The organism is Flavobacterium collinsii (assembly GCF_946903285.1).
Classification (GTDB): Bacteria; Bacteroidota; Bacteroidia; order Flavobacteriales; family Flavobacteriaceae; genus Flavobacterium; species Flavobacterium collinsii.
This window is the reverse complement of record NZ_OX336425.1, coordinates 2318074-2336443: the sequence shown is the minus strand read 5'-3', so window position 1 is coordinate 2336443 and position 18370 is coordinate 2318074. Positions and strand designations below refer to the sequence as shown.

Here is an 18370-nt window from a genome sequence, read left to right as displayed (position 1 = left end):
AAACTAAAAAGAAATGAATCTACGTTATATAAATGAGATGAAAAAAACAGAATATGCCATAGTCGATATCGAAACCACAGGCGGAAATGCCAGTGGCAGCTGCATTACAGAAATTGCCATTATTATTCACGATGGTGAAAAAGTAATAGACCGCTTTGAAACGCTTGTGAACCCACAACAGGAAATACCTCCTGCTATTTTTGCTTTAACGGGTATTAACAATGAAATGGTCGCTAATGCGCCAATCTTCGATGATATTTCAGAGAAAGTGCTAGAGATGCTTACGGATCGAATCTTCGTCGCTCATAATGTCAATTTTGATTATTCATTTGTTCGTCATCAACTTGAACAAGCAGGTTTTAAATGGACAGCAAGAAAGTTATGTACCGTTCGCGCAGCCAGAAAAATCAGACCGGGTTTCCCTTCCTATAGTTTAGGAAAACTTTGCAATTCACTCGACATCCCTTTAGAAAACCAGCATCGTGCCGGCGGAGATGCAGCCGCTACTGCCATATTGTTTTCGCGATTACTCGAATGGGACGATGAAGGTCATATGGAACAAATGATCAAAAACACGGCACAAGATCAGCGTTTACCTCCTAACCTTCCGCCAGAAGATTTTAATAATTTACCGGAAAAACCGGGTGTATATTATTTTTATAATGAGGTAAAAAAAGTAATCTACGTGGGAAAAGCGGTTAATATAAAAAAACGTGTTGCCTCTCATTTTAGCGGTCACAAAATTAATCCGCAAAGACAAAACTTCTTACGGGATATTTATTCCATTTCCTATGAAGTTTGTGGCAACGAGTTAATGGCGCTGCTATTAGAATGTACCGAAATCAAACACCTTTGGCCAACGTACAACAGGGCTTTAAAACGATTTGAACCAAAATTTGGCTTGTACCAATATGAAGCCCGCAACGGATATAAATATCTGGCTATCGGAAAACTCAATAAATTTCAATCGTGTATTGAACATTTCAGTAGTTTATATGAAGCAACAAATATACTACGGGGCTTAGCAGAACGATTTGAAATTGATTATCGATTTTGTAAATATTCAAAACCTGAAGAAGGAGAACTATTTCAAAATAATGATGCAAAAGATTTGCCGGATGCCTTCCTCCATAATGAGCAAGTCGACAAGGCTATTGATTTTTTATTAAGCAACAGACCCACTTTTGCCATTATAGAAAAAGGAAGAACAGCGCACGAACGCAGTTGCATTTGGATAGAAAATGGTCATTTTTATGGCATGGGATATATTCCGTTGGATGTTGCGATTACTGATCCTTCGGAAGTAAAAAATTATACCACGCCTTATAAAAGCAATCAATACATTGTGCAATTGATTTTTGCTTATGCAGAGAAAAATCCCCGAAAAGTTTTTTTCAACAAAAACTTGCTAACATCAAGGATATAAAACGAATCTAATTTTTAAAATAGAGCTATAAACTTAAAGTATTGACTTATGACACTATTTAGCGATACCGAATTATTTGCCACAGGTTTGAAAGGAAAAAAAATATTTGACCTGCCTGATGCAGAACTTATTTTGATCGATAACTTTTTTACCAAAGAAGAATCTGATCGTTTTTACGAAAAATTACTTCATCAAACTAAATGGAGAGAATATGAAATGGAAATGTATGATAAAATTGTTACAGCCCCCCGAATGATTTCCTGGTATGAAGATAAAGATAATGTCGGAGCAGATCAAAATGGCCCCGACTGGACTTATGAATTGTTAACGATTAGAGGCCGTGTTGAAAAAGAAACCCAGCTTGATTTTAATAGTCTGTTGCTTAATTTATATCGAAATGGTAATGATGGTGTTTCCTGGCATAGCGACAAAGAACATAACTCCGGACCAAACCCAATTATAGCTTCGGTTACTTTTGGAGAAACCCGAATATTCCGATTACGACATAAATTCCGAAAAGAAATTCCACAAGTAGAAATTCCGCTACATCATGGTTCTTTTCTATTAATGTCCGGAACGACCAATAGTTTTTGGCAACATCAGGTTCCAAAAACTGCTCGTGATGTTTTACCAAGGATCAACCTGACCTTTAGAAGAACGGACAGAAAAAGTTGATTTTGTAAAACTTGTCCTGAAATATAATAACTCAAAAGGCGTTATTTCTACTGTAAAATAGTGTAGAAAATTCCTCCTCAAAAAGTTAAAATACTCAGTGTATGAACCTTTTATTAGGCAAACCCTATCTTTTTTACTACTTTTGCAACCTTTTTTTACATATACATTACCACAATGGCTTATTCAAACAATGATTTAATGCGTTTTTTAGATGCGCAAAACAAACTTTATCTTACTGCTCTTTCTGAAATTAAAAAAGGAAAAAAGGAGACACACTGGATGTGGTTCATTTTTCCTCAAATTAAAGGATTGGGTAAGAGCGATACTGCAAATTATTATGCCATTAACGATCTAAAAGAAGCAACCGAGTTTTTAGAACACCCTATTTTAGGAAAACATCTTATCGAAATTTCAGAGCTATTTTTGACTTTTAAAAGAAAATCAGCCGATGGAATTTTAGGTGATTTAGATGCGCGTAAATTACGTTCGTCTATGACACTTTTCTCTTTGGTAGAAAATACAAATCCTGTATTTCAGGAAATCTTAGATGCTTTTTTCTCAGGAGAAAAAGATCCTCTTACTTTGTCTATTATTAATTCATCTATAAAATCTTCTGTTGAAACTGAAATGGTATAATTTCCATTTTCAATACATTAGATCATTTCAATTAAAAACACTACGTTTTTTGCTTTTTGCAAATTAGTAGTGTTTTTTTTGGCCCACAGATTTTACGGATGAAACGGGTTTGTAACGATTTTTTATTACTCGAAAGAAACCATAAAAAAATGCCTTGCTTAAAAGCAAGGCATTTATATTTTGAAATAAAATCAAAGTAAAAAAAGAAAACCTGCGTTAATCCGCTTGATCCGTAGAACCCGCGGGCAAATTCACACCGCATTTAAACTTAGAACCTTAGTATCTCAGCACCTTAGTACCTCCTTTTAAACTTCTTTCGGTTTCGTCAAGTAATACACCGGAATTCCCGTTAACATGATCAAAACTCCCCATCCGCAGGTTGAGAATTTTGTAAGCAACAACGAAATACAAATTGCAGTCGCAATCACAATGTACAGCATTGGTAAAAATGGATATCCAAAAGCTTTATATGGTCGTTCAGCTTCCGGCATCTTTTTTCTCAAAATGAAGATTCCATAAATAGTTAAAATGTAAAAAATCAATACAATGATAATTACAAAATCTAACAAATCACCATACTTCCCTGTCAGACACAAAGCCGAAGCCCAGAAACACTGTGCCCATAAAGCCCAGCCCGGAACACTTGATTCATTCAAAACGGCCGCTTTTTTAAAGAAAAGACCGTCCTTGGCCATGGTATAGTATACTCTCGCACCCGCCATAATTAATCCGTTGTTGCACGCAAAAGTCGAAATCATAATCATGATCGCAATAATCAGCGTACCAATATTACCAAAAATATAATGCGAAGCCACTACTGCTACACGATCTGATTTAGCTGTGGCAATCTCGTCTAACGGAACTACCGCCAAATACATCAAATTTGTCAAAACATAAATAATCGTCACAATAAAAGTTCCTAAAAACAAACTGAAACCGACATTACGCTTTGGGTTTTTAATTTCACCAGCAATAAAGGTAACGCCATTCCAGGCATCACTCGAAAATAACGAGCCCACCATCGCAGCCGAAATTCCACTAATTAAAGCTGTTCCACTAATAGGCAGCCATGAGCCGCTTTCTGCATTATAGGTACGTGTTGCCCAAGCATTTTCTCCCCAATTGGCATCCCAAATCGAAGCTTTTGCGCCTAATGTTAATCCAAAAACAATTAATCCCAGTAAGGATAAAATTTTGATAATAGTAAGAACAGTTTGCAGAATTTTTCCATTCTTCACACCACGGCTATTAATCAACGTTAATACAACAATTGTAAAAATCGAAACCAGCTGAGCCGCGTTGAGCTTAAAAGCCCCCAATTCATAAAGTATATTTTCGTCACTCAGTGGCTCGTACAAATAAGCGGCAAACTTTGAGAAAGCCACTCCAACCGCAGCAATCGTTCCCGTCTGGATTACGGCAAAAAAACTCCAGCCATACAAAAAGGCAATTAGTTTATTGTAAGCTTCCTTTAGGTACACATATTGTCCTCCTGCTTTTGGGAACATTGCGCTAAGCTCACCGTAACTCACAGCAGCTATTACAGTAATCAATCCCGAAAGGAGCCAAATTAACGTTAGCCATCCTGCCGAGCCTACCTGCCTGGTGATATCGGCGCTCACAATAAATATTCCTGATCCAATCATAGAACCTACCACAAGCATGGTTCCATCTAATAATCCGAGTTCTCTTTTAAAATCTCCCTGGTCGTTTTCTTGCATAATTTTAGTTTTTGGGTTGGTTAAAGATATACTTTTTTCTTAAATTTTAGATTTCAAAATTCAAATCCAAAAATCTAAACTCTAAAAAATCAAATTCCAAATTCTAAAAATCTAAAGTAAATTGGGCGTGTCCCTACGGGTCGGGCTTTCTACTATATCTTTTGTTTCGTTTCACTTTACAAAAGGATACAAAAGAGTCAATAACACCTTCTAAACAATTGAAAGAGATATTTTATATTTTAGCTCTTATTAAAGCTCAATATTGCAAGGCAATAATTTATAAAAATAGAATCAAAAATATCTTTATGTATCAAATGTCTAAAGAAGAAGAAATAATCAATAAGGTTGCCCAAGATAAAATAGACTTTAATCTCGGAGTACAGCTTTTATTAGAAGATCCCCATTATGATTTTGAAAGGCTGTTTATAACTTTAAAAAATTATATATTCAGCGCTATTCCTGAAAAAACTCATTACGATACAGAAACTTATCAAAATGCCATTAAAACAATTCCATTAAAATCGACCTATACTCCTATTATACTTTTAAAAAATTTCCCAACACGAATTGCTTTTTATAAACTCGCGGAACTTCCTGAAAACGAAAATAAAAAAGTTTTAATTTCATTACTCTGGATTTTTAAAGCAACAGACACTGAGCGAAGAAATATGGAATGTAAAAATGGCTGTGGACATTTTTGGCATGAATTTGAATAAAACACACAGTCCTATCTTTAAATACTTAGAAGCTACAACTCATCAAAAATTTGTAGCTTTTTTAATAACCTATAAGAAAAGCTCCTTTTTAAATCACATCCAGAATTGTTAAACAAAAGAATAACTTATTCCAATTTTTTTTATTTGTGTTATTTTTTCATTTCTAAATTAAACTTTACGCAATACAGTATACTATACTTTATCAAAATCCGAAAAACAACAATAAAACACCTCATATCATCCAATTACATAAAAAAACATCGCGAAAAATAAATTTAACAAGAAAAAATAACTCGTTTGTAAAACTATATCCTTTTTTTATTAAATTTATGAGGGTGTAAACCAATCTTAGGAAATTAAGTTTTTATTAACAATTGTTTATTTTAAAACCGTTAAAAAACAACACTCTCAGTAACCTGCTTTTCTTAGAAAGACACCTTCAGCCATAAGCATTCTTACCGGATAAAGAAAAAGCAGTATTAACCTCCAAATCTGAAAATTATGCCTAAGAGTCCGTTTTTTAAAAATATACGTTTCCCGAATGTTTTCATTCCGTTGATAATAGTAATTATTTCCTGCGCATTACTTATCTGCATCAACTTTTTTACGATCAAAATATTATCTGCCAACAGAGCTTACGTTAATGGCGAATCACATTATTCAAAAGGTCAAAAAGATGCGGCACGATATCTCATTATGTATCTTTTTACTAAAGACCCCTACCAATGGAAACTTTTTTCTCAGGAGTTAAAAGTTCCCCAGGGGGATGGCGTTGCCAGAAGAACTCTTTTAAAAGAAGGAGATACCGAAATTGCCCGACAAGGATTTCTCACAGGGCGGAATCATAAAGATGACCTCGACGATATTGTCTGGCTGTTTGTAAACTTCAAAGATGTTTCCTTTCTGGCAAAAGCAATTCATGAATGGGGTCAGGGCGACGAATTAATATTCAAATTAGCTACGCTGGGCCAGCAAGTAGATACCGAGATAAAACAAGATCTTTTGACCCCTGCCAGTCAGCAAAAATTTCTTAATGAAATTAGTATAATCAGCGACAAACTCACTATTAACGAACGTAACTTCTTAAATACTTTGGGAGAAGGAACACGAAAAATTAAAAGCCTTCTGATTATAACCAATATCGTTTTTATTCTGATAATCGTGATAAGCGTATGTTCGTACTATGCGATTATGGTAAAGCGTTTAGTGATTTCCAAGAAAGAAATTGAAGAAAAAAACGAAAACCTTATCCTTGTCAATCACGAGCTGGATAGATTTGTTTACAGTGCATCTCACGATCTGAGATCGCCTATAACATCTTTAAAAGGTCTCATCGAAATTACCCAACTCGAAGATGACATTCACCAGATCAGAGACTATTTAACGCTCATGCACAAAAGTCTCACCAAGCAGGATCAGTTTATAGTTGACATCATCGATTATTCAAAAAACAAACGAAAACAAGTTGTAATAGAACCTGTAAGCTTAAAGGAACTATTTGACGAGATTATTTCACAATTGATGCATATTGAAAATGCCAACAAAATAAAATTTAAAAAGGAATTATTAGTCGATATCATCCAAAGTGATGACCTACGTTTAAGAATCATTATTTCGAATTTACTCTCCAATGCCATCAAATATGCCGATGTCAATAAGCCGGAAATGTTTATTTCGATTAAAACTTATACGGACGAGGGTTGTGATAAAATAGAGATAACAGATAACGGAATTGGAATTAAAGACGAATTTAAAGACAGTATTTTTGAAATGTATTTTGGTACAAACAAAAACAAAGGTTCTGGATTAGGTCTTTATATTGCAAAAGAAGCTGTAGAAAACATCAAAGGAAGTATTTCGGTTTTCTCTGAAAATACTGTCGGGAGTAAATTTATTGTAGCAATTCCTATTTCTCATGCAAACTAAACCTGTGTTTCTAATCGTCGATGACAATTTGATCGATCAGCTTGTCATTACACAGTTACTTAAAAAAGTGCTGGATATTGACGAAATATTCATCGCAAATAACGGTAGAGAAGGAATTCAGTGGCTTGTTACTAACAACAACCATCCGCTCATTATTTTATTGGATATTCAGATGCCTATAATGAATGGTTTCGAATTTCTCGAGGAGTTTCACAAATTAAAAAAAGAGATAAAAAAAAGAATTCGAATTTATGTGCTTTCATCCACCTTAGATCCGGATGACATTGCAAAAATCAATAGAAACAGGTATGTAAGTGCTTTTTTAAACAAGCCTTTTCCAATAGAAGAATTTAAAACACTACTGTTTAACTATTGAAGAACTCTGTTTACCTGAGAAAAACTTCTTTGGTAATAAGGTTCCTTAGTAGATGAAATCATTACACCTCCGTGAGTAGAAGAATGTACAAACTTAATTTCTCCTTCTGTTACCTCAACGACCATCCCAACATGATTGATACGGCGTCTTCCATTGGTTTTAAAGAAAATCAAATCTCCTTTTTGTGCCGCTTCGCTTTCAACCCTAAATCCAATTCTGGATTGTTCGATCGAACTTCTTGGCAACTTGATATCAAAATTATTAAAGGTACAAATCATTAGTCCTGAGCAATCAAAACCGGCTTTCGTTGTTCCGCCCGACCGATAACGCGTTCCAATATTCTCAGTCGCATTTCCAATCAATTGATCAATCAAATCAGAATTATTACCCAATCTTACAAATGTAGAATCTTTTTTTACGGTGGTATCTTCAGCAATCTGAATCGGCGGTGTAGCTGTAGTAGTTTCGGCAGACTTTACTTCTTGCAAAGCTGCTGCCTTTTCAGGCGAAACATTAATCTTAAGCAGGTAACCCACTTTTAATCTCTTCTTAATTTCAGGATTTTGTTTTTCTAATTCCTTAACGGTTATCCCAAACTCTTTTGCAATGGCATATTTTGTTTCTTTCGACAAAACCTCTCTGGTTACTTCAACCTTTGCAGGCTCCTGAATATTCTCGATTACCGGAGCAGTCGTAGCTACAGCAGTGCTAGTATCGACAGTGGTATTGGATGGAATGCTAATTTGCTGTCCAATTTTTAAACCTTCGCTTTCTAAAAGCGGATTGGCTTTCTTTAAGTCATCAACTGAAACATTGTATTTTTTCGAAATTCCCCAAAGCGTTTCTTTAGCAAGTACTTCATGAGAACCCGGAGTTACAATCGGAGTAGTATTTACAACTGGTTCGGTAACTTTTTTAGCAACTGTTTTATTATGGTTGGGTATTAATAAAACGGAATTTAGTTTTAGAACTTTGGGTGCATTAGGGTTTGCTGCTGCAATATCTTTTGGTTTTACTCCGTATTTTTTAGCAATTACAGTAAGATTTTCTCCTTGTGAGATTTTGTGTTTAATATACTTTTCTTGTGAAAAAGCTCCGACACTGAAAAAAAACAAAATTACTATTAACCTGCAAACCATTATCTATTACATTTTTATCTTTTATTACACGCTCTAAATTGAATTACTTTCTGAATTATAAACTCAAAAAAAGGGAATTATTTTACCCGATAAGCGAATTTAACTTTTTAAAGTAAAAAAAGCATCTTTTTTAACAACTAATTTTGTTCAATTTAACAAACGCGGCATAAAAATTGAGCCAACCCTTTGAAATAATGCTCTTTATAAAACACATTATTTTCAAACCAAAATAACCAATCTTAACCAGAAAACCGTGTGAGATGACATTAAGCAACATTGAAATTAATTATAAAATGCAAAAAAAATGCTCTGTTTTTTTCACAGAGCATTTTTAATATAAGTAAATCGTATCGATTAGGCTTTCCCTGCAGCAATTAAGTTTAACGCTGAACCTGCAACAAACCAGCCAATCTGACCTTCGTTGTAAGTGTGATTCGCTAAGATAATATCTTTAGAACCATCTGCGTGAACGAACTCTAATGTTAATGGTTTCCCGGGAGCAAACTCAGTTAAATCAGTAAAATTGATTATATCGTTCTCCTGAATTTTATCATAATCGGTTTCATTCGCAAAAGTCAATCCCAAAAGACCTTGTTTTTTAAGGTTTGTTTCGTGAATACGGGCAAAAGATTTTACCAATACCGCTTTAACCCCTAAGAAACGCGGCTCCATAGCGGCATGCTCACGTGACGAACCTTCACCATAATTGTGATCTCCCACAACAATAGACGGAACTCCCGCAGCTTTGTATGCACGAGCTACAGCCGGAACTGCATCGTACTCTCCGGTTAATTGATTTTTAACCGAGTTTGTTTTTTGGTTAAATGCGTTTACAGCACCAATCAGCATATTGTTAGAAATATTATCCAGATGTCCACGAAAACGCAACCATGGTCCTGCCATAGAAATGTGATCGGTAGTACATTTTCCGAATGCTTTGATTAATAATTTTGCACCTGTAATATTTTTACCATCCCAGGCATCAAACGGAGCCAATAATTGCAAACGTTCAGACGTTGGACTTACTACAACCTGAACTCCGGAACCGTCTTCAGCAGGAGACTGGAATCCCGGATCTTTAACATCAAATCCTTTTGGAGGCAATTCGTCTCCTGTAGGTTCCTCTAACATTACTTCTTCTCCATCTTCATTGATTAAAGTATCTGTTAATGGATTAAAACTTAAATCTCCTGCAATCGCCATAGCAGTCACCAATTCCGGCGAACCCACGAAGGCCAAAGTATTCGGGTTACCATCTGCACGTTTAGAGAAGTTACGATTGAAAGAGTGAACAATGGTGTTTCTTTCTTCTTTCTCCGCTCCTTCTCTGTCCCACATACCAATACAAGGTCCGCAGGCATTCGCAAAAACGGTCGCTCCTATTTTATGGAAGGTATCAATAAAACCATCACGTTCGATGGTATAACGAACCACTTCAGAACCTGGCGTAATTGTAAATTGAGATTTCGTTTTTAAGTTTTTGGCACTTACCTGTCTGGCCAAAGAAGCCGCGCGGGAAATATCTTCGTAAGAGGAATTGGTACAAGAACCAATTAAACCTACCTGAATTTGTAAAGGCCAATTATTTTTTATGGCTTCCTCTTTCATTTTAGAAATTGGAGTGGCTAAATCCGGAGTAAAAGGACCGTTTAAATGCGGCTCTAATTCAGATAAGTTAATCTCGATCACCTGATCAAAATACTTTTCCGGATTAGCATATACTTCCGGGTCTCCTGTTAAGTAAGAAGCAACTTTATCTGCAGCATCCGCAACATCAGCTCTGTTTGTAGAACGTAGGTAACGGCTCATAGAAGCATCGTAACCAAAAGTTGAAGTTGTAGCTCCAATTTCGGCACCCATGTTACAAATGGTACCTTTTCCGGTACAAGACATAGAAGTTGCTCCTTCGCCAAAATATTCAACAATAGCACCTGTCCCCCCTTTTACAGTCAGAATACCTGCCACTTTAAGAATAACATCTTTTGGAGCTGTCCAACCTGATAATTTACCTGTTAGTTTTACTCCAATTAATTTTGGAAATTTCAACTCCCAAGCCATACCCGACATCACGTCTACAGCATCCGCTCCACCAACACCAATAGCAACCATTCCTAAACCACCTGCATTTACAGTGTGAGAATCGGTACCAATCATCATTCCTCCCGGGAATGCATAATTTTCAAGTACCACTTGGTGAATAATTCCGGCTCCCGGTTTCCAGAAACCAATTCCGTATTTATTAGAAACTGATGATAAGAAATCAAAAACTTCATTACTTTGTGTTTTTGCTCTGGCCAAATCGGTTGCAGCATCTACTTTTGCCTGAATCAGGTGATCGCAATGTACTGTTGTAGGCACTGCTACCTTAGGCTTACCAGCGTGCATAAATTGCAACAATGCCATTTGAGCTGTTGCATCCTGGCAAGCTACACGATCCGGTGCAAAATCAACATAATCTACTCCTCTTCCAAACGCCTTTGTTGGATTTCCATCCCAAAGGTGATTGTACAAAATTTTCTCCGTTAAGGTAAGTGGACGACCAACAATTTCGCGTGCTTTATCAACACGACCTGGCATGTTCTCATACACTTTTTTAATCATTTCAATATCAAAAGCCATAAGTATAATTGTTTTTGTTTGTTTTTTGAACATCCCAAGTTACAAAAAATAGAGGAGTTGTAAAAGAAAAAGCCCGAGTTTATCACTCGGGCTCTCTATATATAATGATTATAACTAATCGTATGATTACATCACTAACAGTTTATGAGAAGGCGCAAACCTGGTTAGGCTAATACCATCTACTGCCGCTGTATACTCATCAAGTGTTGGGGTTCTTCCCAAAATTGTAGACAATACTACAACAGGTGTAGAAGAAAGCAGTGACTCTCCTTTTTTACCTTCAGTATCTTCAACAACTCTTCCTTGGAATAAACGAGTAGAAGTTGCCATTACGGTATCTCCTTTTGCCGCTTTTTCCTGGTTCCCCATACAAAGGTTACATCCCGGACGCTCTAAATACAACATGTTCTCGTATTCAGTACGTGCAGCACCTTTAGGAGCACTATCGTTAAATTCGAAACCAGAATATCTTTGTAAAACTTCCCAGTCTCCTTCGGCTTTAAGCTCATCTACAATATTGTAAGTTGGCGGAGCCACTACAAGAGGTGCTTTAAACTCAACTTTACCGTGTTGCTCTTCTATATTTTTTAGCATTTGAGCTAAAATCTTCATGTCTCCTTTGTGCACCATACAAGAACCAATAAATCCAAGATCTACTTTTTTCTCTCCTCCATAAAAAGACAAAGGTCTGATGGTATCGTGTGTGTATCGCTTAGAAACATCTGCATTATTTACATCCGGATCTGCAATCATTGGCTCAATAATCTGATCCAAGTCAACAACAACCTCAGCATAATACTTCGCATTTGCATCCGGAGTCAATGCTGGCTTCTCAGCTGATTTAATCTCTGCAATTCTCTTATCTGCTTTATTGATCAATCCCTGAAGAACTTGTTTTTCATTGTCCATTCCTTTGTCGATCATGATCTGGATTCTGCCTTTTGCAATCTCAAGAGATTCGATCAGAGTATCATCCTCAGAAATACAGATAGAAGCTTTTGCTTTCATTTCTGCAGTCCAGTCTGTAAACGTAAATGCCTGGTCAGCAGTAAGAGTTCCAATATGAACCTCAATAATTCTACCTTGGAATACGTTTTCACCACCAAACTTCTTAAGCATTTGGGCTTGTGTAGCGTGAACGACATCACGGAAGTCCATATAATCTTTCATTTCTCCTTTGAACGTTACCTTCACTGATTCAGGAATTGGCATTGAAGCCTCACCTGTAGCAAGTGCTAGCGCAACTGTTCCTGAGTCTGCACCAAAAGCAACTCCTTTAGACATTCTTGTATGTGAGTCACCACCAATAATGATCGCCCACTCATCAATCGTAATATCGTTAAGAACTTTATGAATTACATCTGTCATTGCATGGTAAACTCCTTTAGGGTCACGAGCAGTAATCAAACCAAAATCGTTCATGAATTTCATCAATTTTGGAATATTAGCCTGAGCTTTTTTATCCCATACTGAAGCGGTGTGACAACCAGACTGGTAAGCACCGTCAACAATTGGTGAAATTACTGTAGCAGCCATAGATTCTAACTCCTGAGCTGTCATAAGACCAGTCGTATCTTGTGAACCTACGATATTAACTTCTACACGAACATCTGATCCGGCGTGTAAAACTTTACCCGGAGCAATTCCAACTGCATTTTTATTGAAGATTTTCTCTACTGCTGTAAGCCCTTGTCCTTCATGAGAAATCTCTTTTGACGGAGCAAATACAAGAGGAGCTTCAATATTAAGAAGTTTCGCAGCTAATGTTTGAAGTTTTTTACCAAATACAATTGCGTATGATCCTCCGGCTTTTATAAATTCCATTTTCTGAGGCGTGAATGCCTTAGAAATGTCAATTAACTCTTTGTCGCCGTTGTATAATTTCTTTGTTTTTGTATTTATTGTAAGTACAGTACCTGTAGCAACAGAGTATGCTTCTTCCAGAATAGGTTCGTTATTTTCATTGCGAATAACATTACCTTCTGCATCTAATTTTTTCACCCAGTTCTTAAGGTCTAAACCAATACCACCTGTAACATCAACAGTTGTTAGGAAGATTGGAGAAATACCATTTGTACCTGCAACGATTGGAGCAATATTAATAAATGGTACATATGGACTTGCTTGTTTACCAGTCCAAAGCGCCACGTTGTTTACCCCTGACATTCTTGATGAACCTACTCCCATTGTACCTTTCTCTGCAATCAACATAACGCTTGCATCAGGATGTTTCGCCTGCAGCGCTTTGATTTCTTCTTGAGCCTGAGGAGTAATCATACATTTACCGTGAAGTTCACGATCAGAACGGGAGTGAGCCTGGTTCCCCGGAGATAACAAATCAGTAGAAATATCCCCTTCTCCAGCGATATAAGTCACTACTTTAATTTCTTCAACCACTTCCGGTAATGTAGTAAAAAACTCTGCCTGCGCATAGCTTTCAACTATCTCTTTAGCGATTGCGTTACCGTTTTTAAAAGCCTCCTTTAAACGATCTGTATCTGCCTCATAAAGGTAAACCTGCGTTTTAAGAACTTTTCCTGCTTCTTTAGCAATAGCAGCATCATTACCAAGCGCTAAGTCTAATAACACTTCAATAGAAGGTCCACCCTTCATGTGTGATAATAATTCAAAAGCAAAAGCTGGTGTTATTTCTTTTACTTCAACTTCACCAAGAATGATTTCTTTTAAAAACTTAGCTTTTGTACCAGCAGCACTAGTAGTTCCCGGTACAACATTGTAAATGAAAAAGTTAAGAGAATCCCCTCTGTACTCGTTGTTTAAATCTTTAATTTGCTCAATGATTTCGCTTAGTAATTCAGCACCATCAATTGGTTTTGGGTTAAGCCCCTGAATTTTTCTTTCTTCGATCTCTTGAATATAATCCTTATAAATGTTCATAATAGAAGTATTTTGTAGGTATTTTTATTTTTTGTTCGCAAATTTAGGTATTAAAGCCGAGAATTAAAAAAAATATAATAGAACTCGCCTTTTCAAAAATTATTATTGCTAAAAAACAATTTTCATTGCTCATTTTTGCCAAAATTCCAATTTTATATTAAAAAAATGAATTATTGGTAATTTAAAATCCTTTCTTTAACAAAGTCGAAATTCGTTGTTACAAATGAAGTGAGATTTTACTTCTACTTTAGCAAAGAACCTTTCTAAATAAGCAATTACAACGTTATAGTTGCGCTTTTAACCCTCCCCTTTTTTTCATTTTTGAAAATCATTTTTTTCATCATTAAGCTTTTTCATGATTTAAAAAAAAATAGCATAAAAAGCTTGTAATTCAAATTCTTTAATAACTTTGCATTTCAAAGTACTTTTAAATAACTACAACTATGAAATACAAATTAGACCTTTTAAAACATTACACTCAAAAAACCGGAGTGACAATTGGATTAATCGTAACCTTTTTCAGCAGTCTTTTCCTGATTGGCGCCCTTATCTCTAAAGAATTTCGATTTCATGATTTTGAATCAATTGCTATACCAAGTCTCGTTTTTGAATTTGTATATGGAATTGTTCTTTCGTTTATGATCCTAAGAAACAAAGAAACTTATATTCACCTGACTCCTTTATTAATTCTGAACTGGTTTATTGGATGTTTCTCTTTAAATATTCTTGTTCCTATTTTTCATGATCTTCAAATATGGGTTTATTTGGCTACTCTGTTTTTTTGCCTGTCTAATTTTTTCATCTACAGCAAATCAGACGAAAGTCGAAATACATCTATTGCATTTTTTATAAATGGTTTATCTTTTGGTATCATCTTGTATTTTGCCATATACCTGATTCCTATTATGCCTTTCTCCTTTATGGGTATTATTGTTTTAGGATTAGGTTTTTATGGCTTGGTTCCCGCATTGGTTATCATCATCCATATCGCAACAATTATTCGGTATCTTAACCGAAATAAAAATTACACCCTTTCTTTTAGCGCCGGTTTCCTGGTTATACTTCTAAGCTTAACTTTTTTTACGATTGGATTGCGTATCGAAAGCAATAAAATAGTACAATCAGCTGCTATCAGTTCCTTTGATCAGGACGATAATTTACCACGTTACATTTCGATTTCTCAAAATTTAAAACCTAATTTCTTCAATGAGATACTACTAAAAAAAGACATCGTCTATATTCCGCTTCATGACATATTCTCTTTTAACAGTTTCGGTTCCTTCGGTTCTAAACAATTCAATGAGGAAAAAATACACAATCCATTTATATCTGTTGCGTACCTATTCTGCAAGGACCTTAATATTAGCCATGATGATAAAATCAATATTCTGAAATCAAACTTCGACAAACGATTAGAAGCCGAAGAACAACTGTGGAGCGGCAAAAATTTATTTACCAAAACCATTAAAGAAGATGTAAAACTGTACCCTGACGCACATCTGGCTTATACCGAAGTTACCATGAAGATTGCCTGTCCCGAAAATACTTGGAGAAATCAGGAAGCTATTTATTCTTTTCAATTGCCGGAAGGTTCTGTTGCAACATCATTGTCACTATGGGTAAACGGAATTGAAAGAAAAGGTGTTTTGACTACGAAAGAAAAAGCTAAAGCAGCCTATAATCAAATTGTAGGCGTAGAAAGCCGTGATCCGTCTTTAATGCAATGGAAAGAAGGAAATAAGGTCGTGGTTAGAGTGTTCCCTATCAACTCTACCACTCCCCGAACTTTTAAATGCGGTTTTACAACTCCTTTAAAAGTTGAAGACAACCAAATGAAATACCAAAGTCTTTCTATTAAAGGTCCAAATATTTCAACTGCCGAAACGATATCACGAATTCAAAGCGTTGGAAACACAAAAATTGAAACCAGTAAAGATTTTGAACTGAACAAAGGTCACTACATTAACCAATCGAAAGGATTAGATCGTTGGGAAGCCTTTATGCCGTTAACAAAAACCTCAAACTCATTTGCTTGGAAAAACAAAATTTACGAAGTTAAAAACATTCAAAAAACAGCTATTCCTTTTACTCCTTCGGAAATTATACTGGACTTAAACAGCAGCTGGACCACCAAACAAATAGAATCCTATGTGAATTTAGAGCGAACAAACTTATTTGTTTTTACAAATGAAGAAAAGAAAGAAATCAATAAAGACAATTTTAGAGCCATTGCATTAGAATTTGAAGAGCTGCATTATTCTTTATTACCGCTTTATCAAATCACTAAAAACAGTTTAATCATTACAAAATCAGGAACGTTCTCTGCCAATTTTGAAGAGCTTGAAAATTCTGATTATTTAAAGAAGATAAGAAGCGAAACAAAACAGAGAAATTTAAAAGTAATTAATATTTCTTCTGATATTAATCCGTTTTGGCAAACCGTAAAAGAACAAAAATATGTCGATTACTTTCAGACCAGTTTAAAGAACAGTTTAGAGCTGATTCATAAAAAACAGTTTGTATTATTTAAAACAGAACCGAATACCGTAAATATTGAACCTGCAAACATTGCTATTACAGAAAGTCCCCAAACCAAAACGCCGAAAAAGAATGGGCCGGATCATATATACAGAATGTATGCTTTTGGAAAAGTACTCGAAGAACAAGTAAAAATTCAAAACGATTCTTTAGTTCAGAATCAATATGTCGATTTAGCCAAAGATGCTAATATTGTTACCCCAATATCTTCCTTAATTGTACTGGAAACTGATGAAGATTACAAAAATAACGGAATTGAGAAAAACGTTGATACCCTTGGAAATGCTTCTGTCAATAATGACGGCGCCGTACCGGAACCACATGAATGGGCACTATTATTTATCGTTTTATCTGCCATTTTATTCTATTATAGAAAACAAAAATTAGCAAATTAATGAAGGATTTAATTCTAATGAAAAAACCAATACTTGCTGTTTTTGTAATCTTACTCCTTTTTACAATTAACAGCAAGATATTGCTTTTAAACCTACACCATGATTTCCTTGGAATTCTCGGCTCCCTTTGTCTTTTTATTGTTGGCGGGAGAAAAACAAATTTCAAAATTAATTATTTCTTAATTCTTAGTATTCTATTGTTAGAATTCATCAGCTGGCGTTTAAACACAAAATCGGTTCATTTTCTTTCTATACTATTATTTTTATGTTTGGTTTTCCATTATTTCACCGGGAAATTTTCCTTTATTGCTTTCATTTGCCTTGTTTTATTTTCGACTCTTTTTAGTGCTTTTTTTGCACACTTAACCTCAGAAATAAAACAAAGCCTTTGTTATATCGTTTATCTGACACTAAAGAATTTTATACCTATAAATAAAATCGAAGGGGTCAATTTTTACATCAATAATGCAAAAATCACCATCGACACTGCCTGCATGGGATTATCTATGTTTAAGACAGGATTGTTATTTGGCGCAATCTTAATGACACTGGAAGAAAAAAGACTCAAACAATATTATGGCATTTTTCAGATACTCTCTTTCTGCTTACTTGTAATAACACTCAATATTATATCTAATTACTTTAGAATCGTAACCTTAATTTTTTTCAATTGCACCCAGGAAAACTTTTTGCATCACGCTATTGGTTTAATCTGTTTTACTGTATACCAGATCATTCCAATGCAATTCATTATTAAGTATATAAAACCAAAAAATGAAAACAATGATAAAAACGGTGATGTAAAGAAAATCAAACCAAAAAGTCTTATTCTATTGGTATCATTTGCAATCCTTTTAGCAACCAGTATAAAAATCAAAAATGAAACAGAAACTAATTTTCGCCAGGAAGTTAGTTCTGAGTATCATACAAAAAAAGGCTCTTGGATAAACACGGAAGTTTTTAAAATTGAAACTCCTAAGAAATTGACTTATATAAAAACACCCTCTCATAATCCGATGGTTTGCTGGACTGGCTCTGGGTACAAAATTATTGAATCGAAGAAAGTCCTGGTAAACAAAGAAGAAATATGGTTTAATAAAATGGAGAAAGACAACCAAAATTATACATCGTATTGGTGGTACGAATCTAATGGTAAAAAATACAGCTCTCTTATTGAAGTTTTACTTATAAAATTGATTTATGGCCAACCTATTTTTTTAATAAACGAAACCTCAAAATCAAATTAAATAAAAAAACCAAACTAGAAATCATTACTAGTTTGAGTTTCTACTTTTTTTATTGAAT

The 18370-nt window shown here is 35.1% G+C and carries 12 protein-coding genes; 8 read left to right on the top strand and 4 right to left on the bottom strand.

Translation table 11 applies throughout. The features are described from left to right. Positions 1 to 37: 37 nt before the first annotated feature. The 3 genes from OGZ34_RS10130 to OGZ34_RS10120 all read left to right on the top strand — a co-directional run bounded on the left by OGZ34_RS10130 (position 38) and on the right by OGZ34_RS10120 (position 2737). Positions 38 to 1426 (top strand): exonuclease domain-containing protein, encoded by a 1389-nt coding sequence (locus tag OGZ34_RS10130; protein WP_173964304.1) that lies wholly within the window; start codon positions 38 to 40, stop codon positions 1424 to 1426. A 48-nt stretch (positions 1427 to 1474) separates the two neighbouring features. Beyond that, positions 1475 to 2101 (top strand): alpha-ketoglutarate-dependent dioxygenase AlkB family protein, encoded by a 627-nt coding sequence (locus OGZ34_RS10125; RefSeq protein WP_263362935.1) that lies wholly within the window; start codon positions 1475 to 1477, stop codon positions 2099 to 2101. Between the two features lie 174 nt (positions 2102 to 2275). Further along, positions 2276 to 2737, top strand: coding sequence for a DUF1810 domain-containing protein (locus tag OGZ34_RS10120; RefSeq protein ID WP_173964290.1), 462 nt, complete (start codon positions 2276 to 2278; stop codon positions 2735 to 2737). A 305-nt stretch (positions 2738 to 3042) separates the two neighbouring features. Here OGZ34_RS10120 and OGZ34_RS10115 read toward each other — a convergent pair whose 3' ends face one another. After that, positions 3043 to 4458: an APC family permease gene (locus OGZ34_RS10115; protein ID WP_173964291.1), complete on the bottom strand. Its 1416-nt coding sequence runs from the start codon at positions 4456 to 4458 to the stop codon at positions 3043 to 3045. 218 nt (positions 4459 to 4676) lie between these two features. On the opposite strand from OGZ34_RS10115, the gene OGZ34_RS10110 reads away from it, so the two are divergent. The 3 genes from OGZ34_RS10110 to OGZ34_RS10100 all read left to right on the top strand — a co-directional run bounded on the left by OGZ34_RS10110 (position 4677) and on the right by OGZ34_RS10100 (position 7476). Further along, on the top strand, positions 4677 to 5174 hold the full coding sequence (locus tag OGZ34_RS10110; protein ID WP_263362934.1) for a DUF5958 family protein: 498 nt from the start codon (positions 4677 to 4679) through the stop codon (positions 5172 to 5174). A 501-nt stretch (positions 5175 to 5675) separates the two neighbouring features. Then, complete coding sequence (locus OGZ34_RS10105) at positions 5676 to 7100, top strand: sensor histidine kinase (RefSeq protein ID WP_173964295.1); 1425 nt, start codon at positions 5676 to 5678, stop codon at positions 7098 to 7100. Further along, a complete protein-coding gene (locus tag OGZ34_RS10100; protein WP_263362933.1) occupies positions 7090 to 7476 on the top strand; it encodes a response regulator in 387 nt (128 codons plus the stop codon). Before OGZ34_RS10105 ends, OGZ34_RS10100 begins: the two co-directional genes overlap by 11 nt. Here OGZ34_RS10100 and OGZ34_RS10095 read toward each other — a convergent pair. The 3 genes from OGZ34_RS10095 to OGZ34_RS10085 form a co-directional block, all read right to left on the bottom strand. Continuing rightward, positions 7470 to 8615 (bottom strand): C40 family peptidase, encoded by a 1146-nt coding sequence (locus OGZ34_RS10095; protein ID WP_263362932.1) that lies wholly within the window; start codon positions 8613 to 8615, stop codon positions 7470 to 7472. The two genes, OGZ34_RS10100 and OGZ34_RS10095, sit on opposite strands and share 7 nt — an antisense overlap. A 354-nt stretch (positions 8616 to 8969) precedes the next feature. Beyond that, positions 8970 to 11234 (bottom strand): aconitate hydratase, encoded by a 2265-nt coding sequence (locus tag OGZ34_RS10090; protein ID WP_173964298.1) that lies wholly within the window; start codon positions 11232 to 11234, stop codon positions 8970 to 8972. Positions 11235 to 11360: 126 nt separating this feature from the next. After that, positions 11361 to 14132, bottom strand: a complete 2772-nt coding sequence (locus tag OGZ34_RS10085; RefSeq protein ID WP_263362931.1) for a bifunctional aconitate hydratase 2/2-methylisocitrate dehydratase — start codon at positions 14130 to 14132, stop codon at positions 11361 to 11363. Between the two features lie 443 nt (positions 14133 to 14575). Between OGZ34_RS10085 and OGZ34_RS10080 the strand changes: the two genes are divergently transcribed. Then, positions 14576 to 17065 (top strand): XrtN system VIT domain-containing protein, encoded by a 2490-nt coding sequence (locus tag OGZ34_RS10080; RefSeq protein WP_263362930.1) that lies wholly within the window; start codon positions 14576 to 14578, stop codon positions 17063 to 17065. Beyond that, on the top strand, positions 17065 to 18312 hold the full coding sequence (xrtN, locus tag OGZ34_RS10075) for an exosortase N (RefSeq protein ID WP_263362929.1): 1248 nt from the start codon (positions 17065 to 17067) through the stop codon (positions 18310 to 18312). The genes OGZ34_RS10080 and xrtN overlap by 1 nt, the downstream gene beginning before the upstream one ends. Positions 18313 to 18370: the final 58 nt, after the last annotated feature.

Coding starts and splice junctions, on each gene's coding strand:
- OGZ34_RS10130 (WP_173964304.1), top strand. CDS start 38: ATGAAAAAAACAGAATATGCCATAGTCGATATCGAAACCACAGGCGGA.
- OGZ34_RS10125 (WP_263362935.1), top strand. CDS start 1,475: ATGACACTATTTAGCGATACCGAATTATTTGCCACAGGTTTGAAAGGA.
- OGZ34_RS10120 (WP_173964290.1), top strand. CDS start 2,276: ATGGCTTATTCAAACAATGATTTAATGCGTTTTTTAGATGCGCAAAAC.
- OGZ34_RS10115 (WP_173964291.1), bottom strand. CDS start 4,458: ATGCAAGAAAACGACCAGGGAGATTTTAAAAGAGAACTCGGATTATTA.
- OGZ34_RS10105 (WP_173964295.1), top strand. CDS start 5,676: ATGCCTAAGAGTCCGTTTTTTAAAAATATACGTTTCCCGAATGTTTTC.
- OGZ34_RS10100 (WP_263362933.1), top strand. CDS start 7,090: ATGCAAACTAAACCTGTGTTTCTAATCGTCGATGACAATTTGATCGAT.
- OGZ34_RS10095 (WP_263362932.1), bottom strand. CDS start 8,615: ATGGTTTGCAGGTTAATAGTAATTTTGTTTTTTTTCAGTGTCGGAGCT.
- OGZ34_RS10090 (WP_173964298.1), bottom strand. CDS start 11,234: ATGGCTTTTGATATTGAAATGATTAAAAAAGTGTATGAGAACATGCCA.
- OGZ34_RS10085 (WP_263362931.1), bottom strand. CDS start 14,132: ATGAACATTTATAAGGATTATATTCAAGAGATCGAAGAAAGAAAAATT.
- OGZ34_RS10080 (WP_263362930.1), top strand. CDS start 14,576: ATGAAATACAAATTAGACCTTTTAAAACATTACACTCAAAAAACCGGA.
- xrtN (WP_263362929.1), top strand. CDS start 17,065: ATGAAGGATTTAATTCTAATGAAAAAACCAATACTTGCTGTTTTTGTA.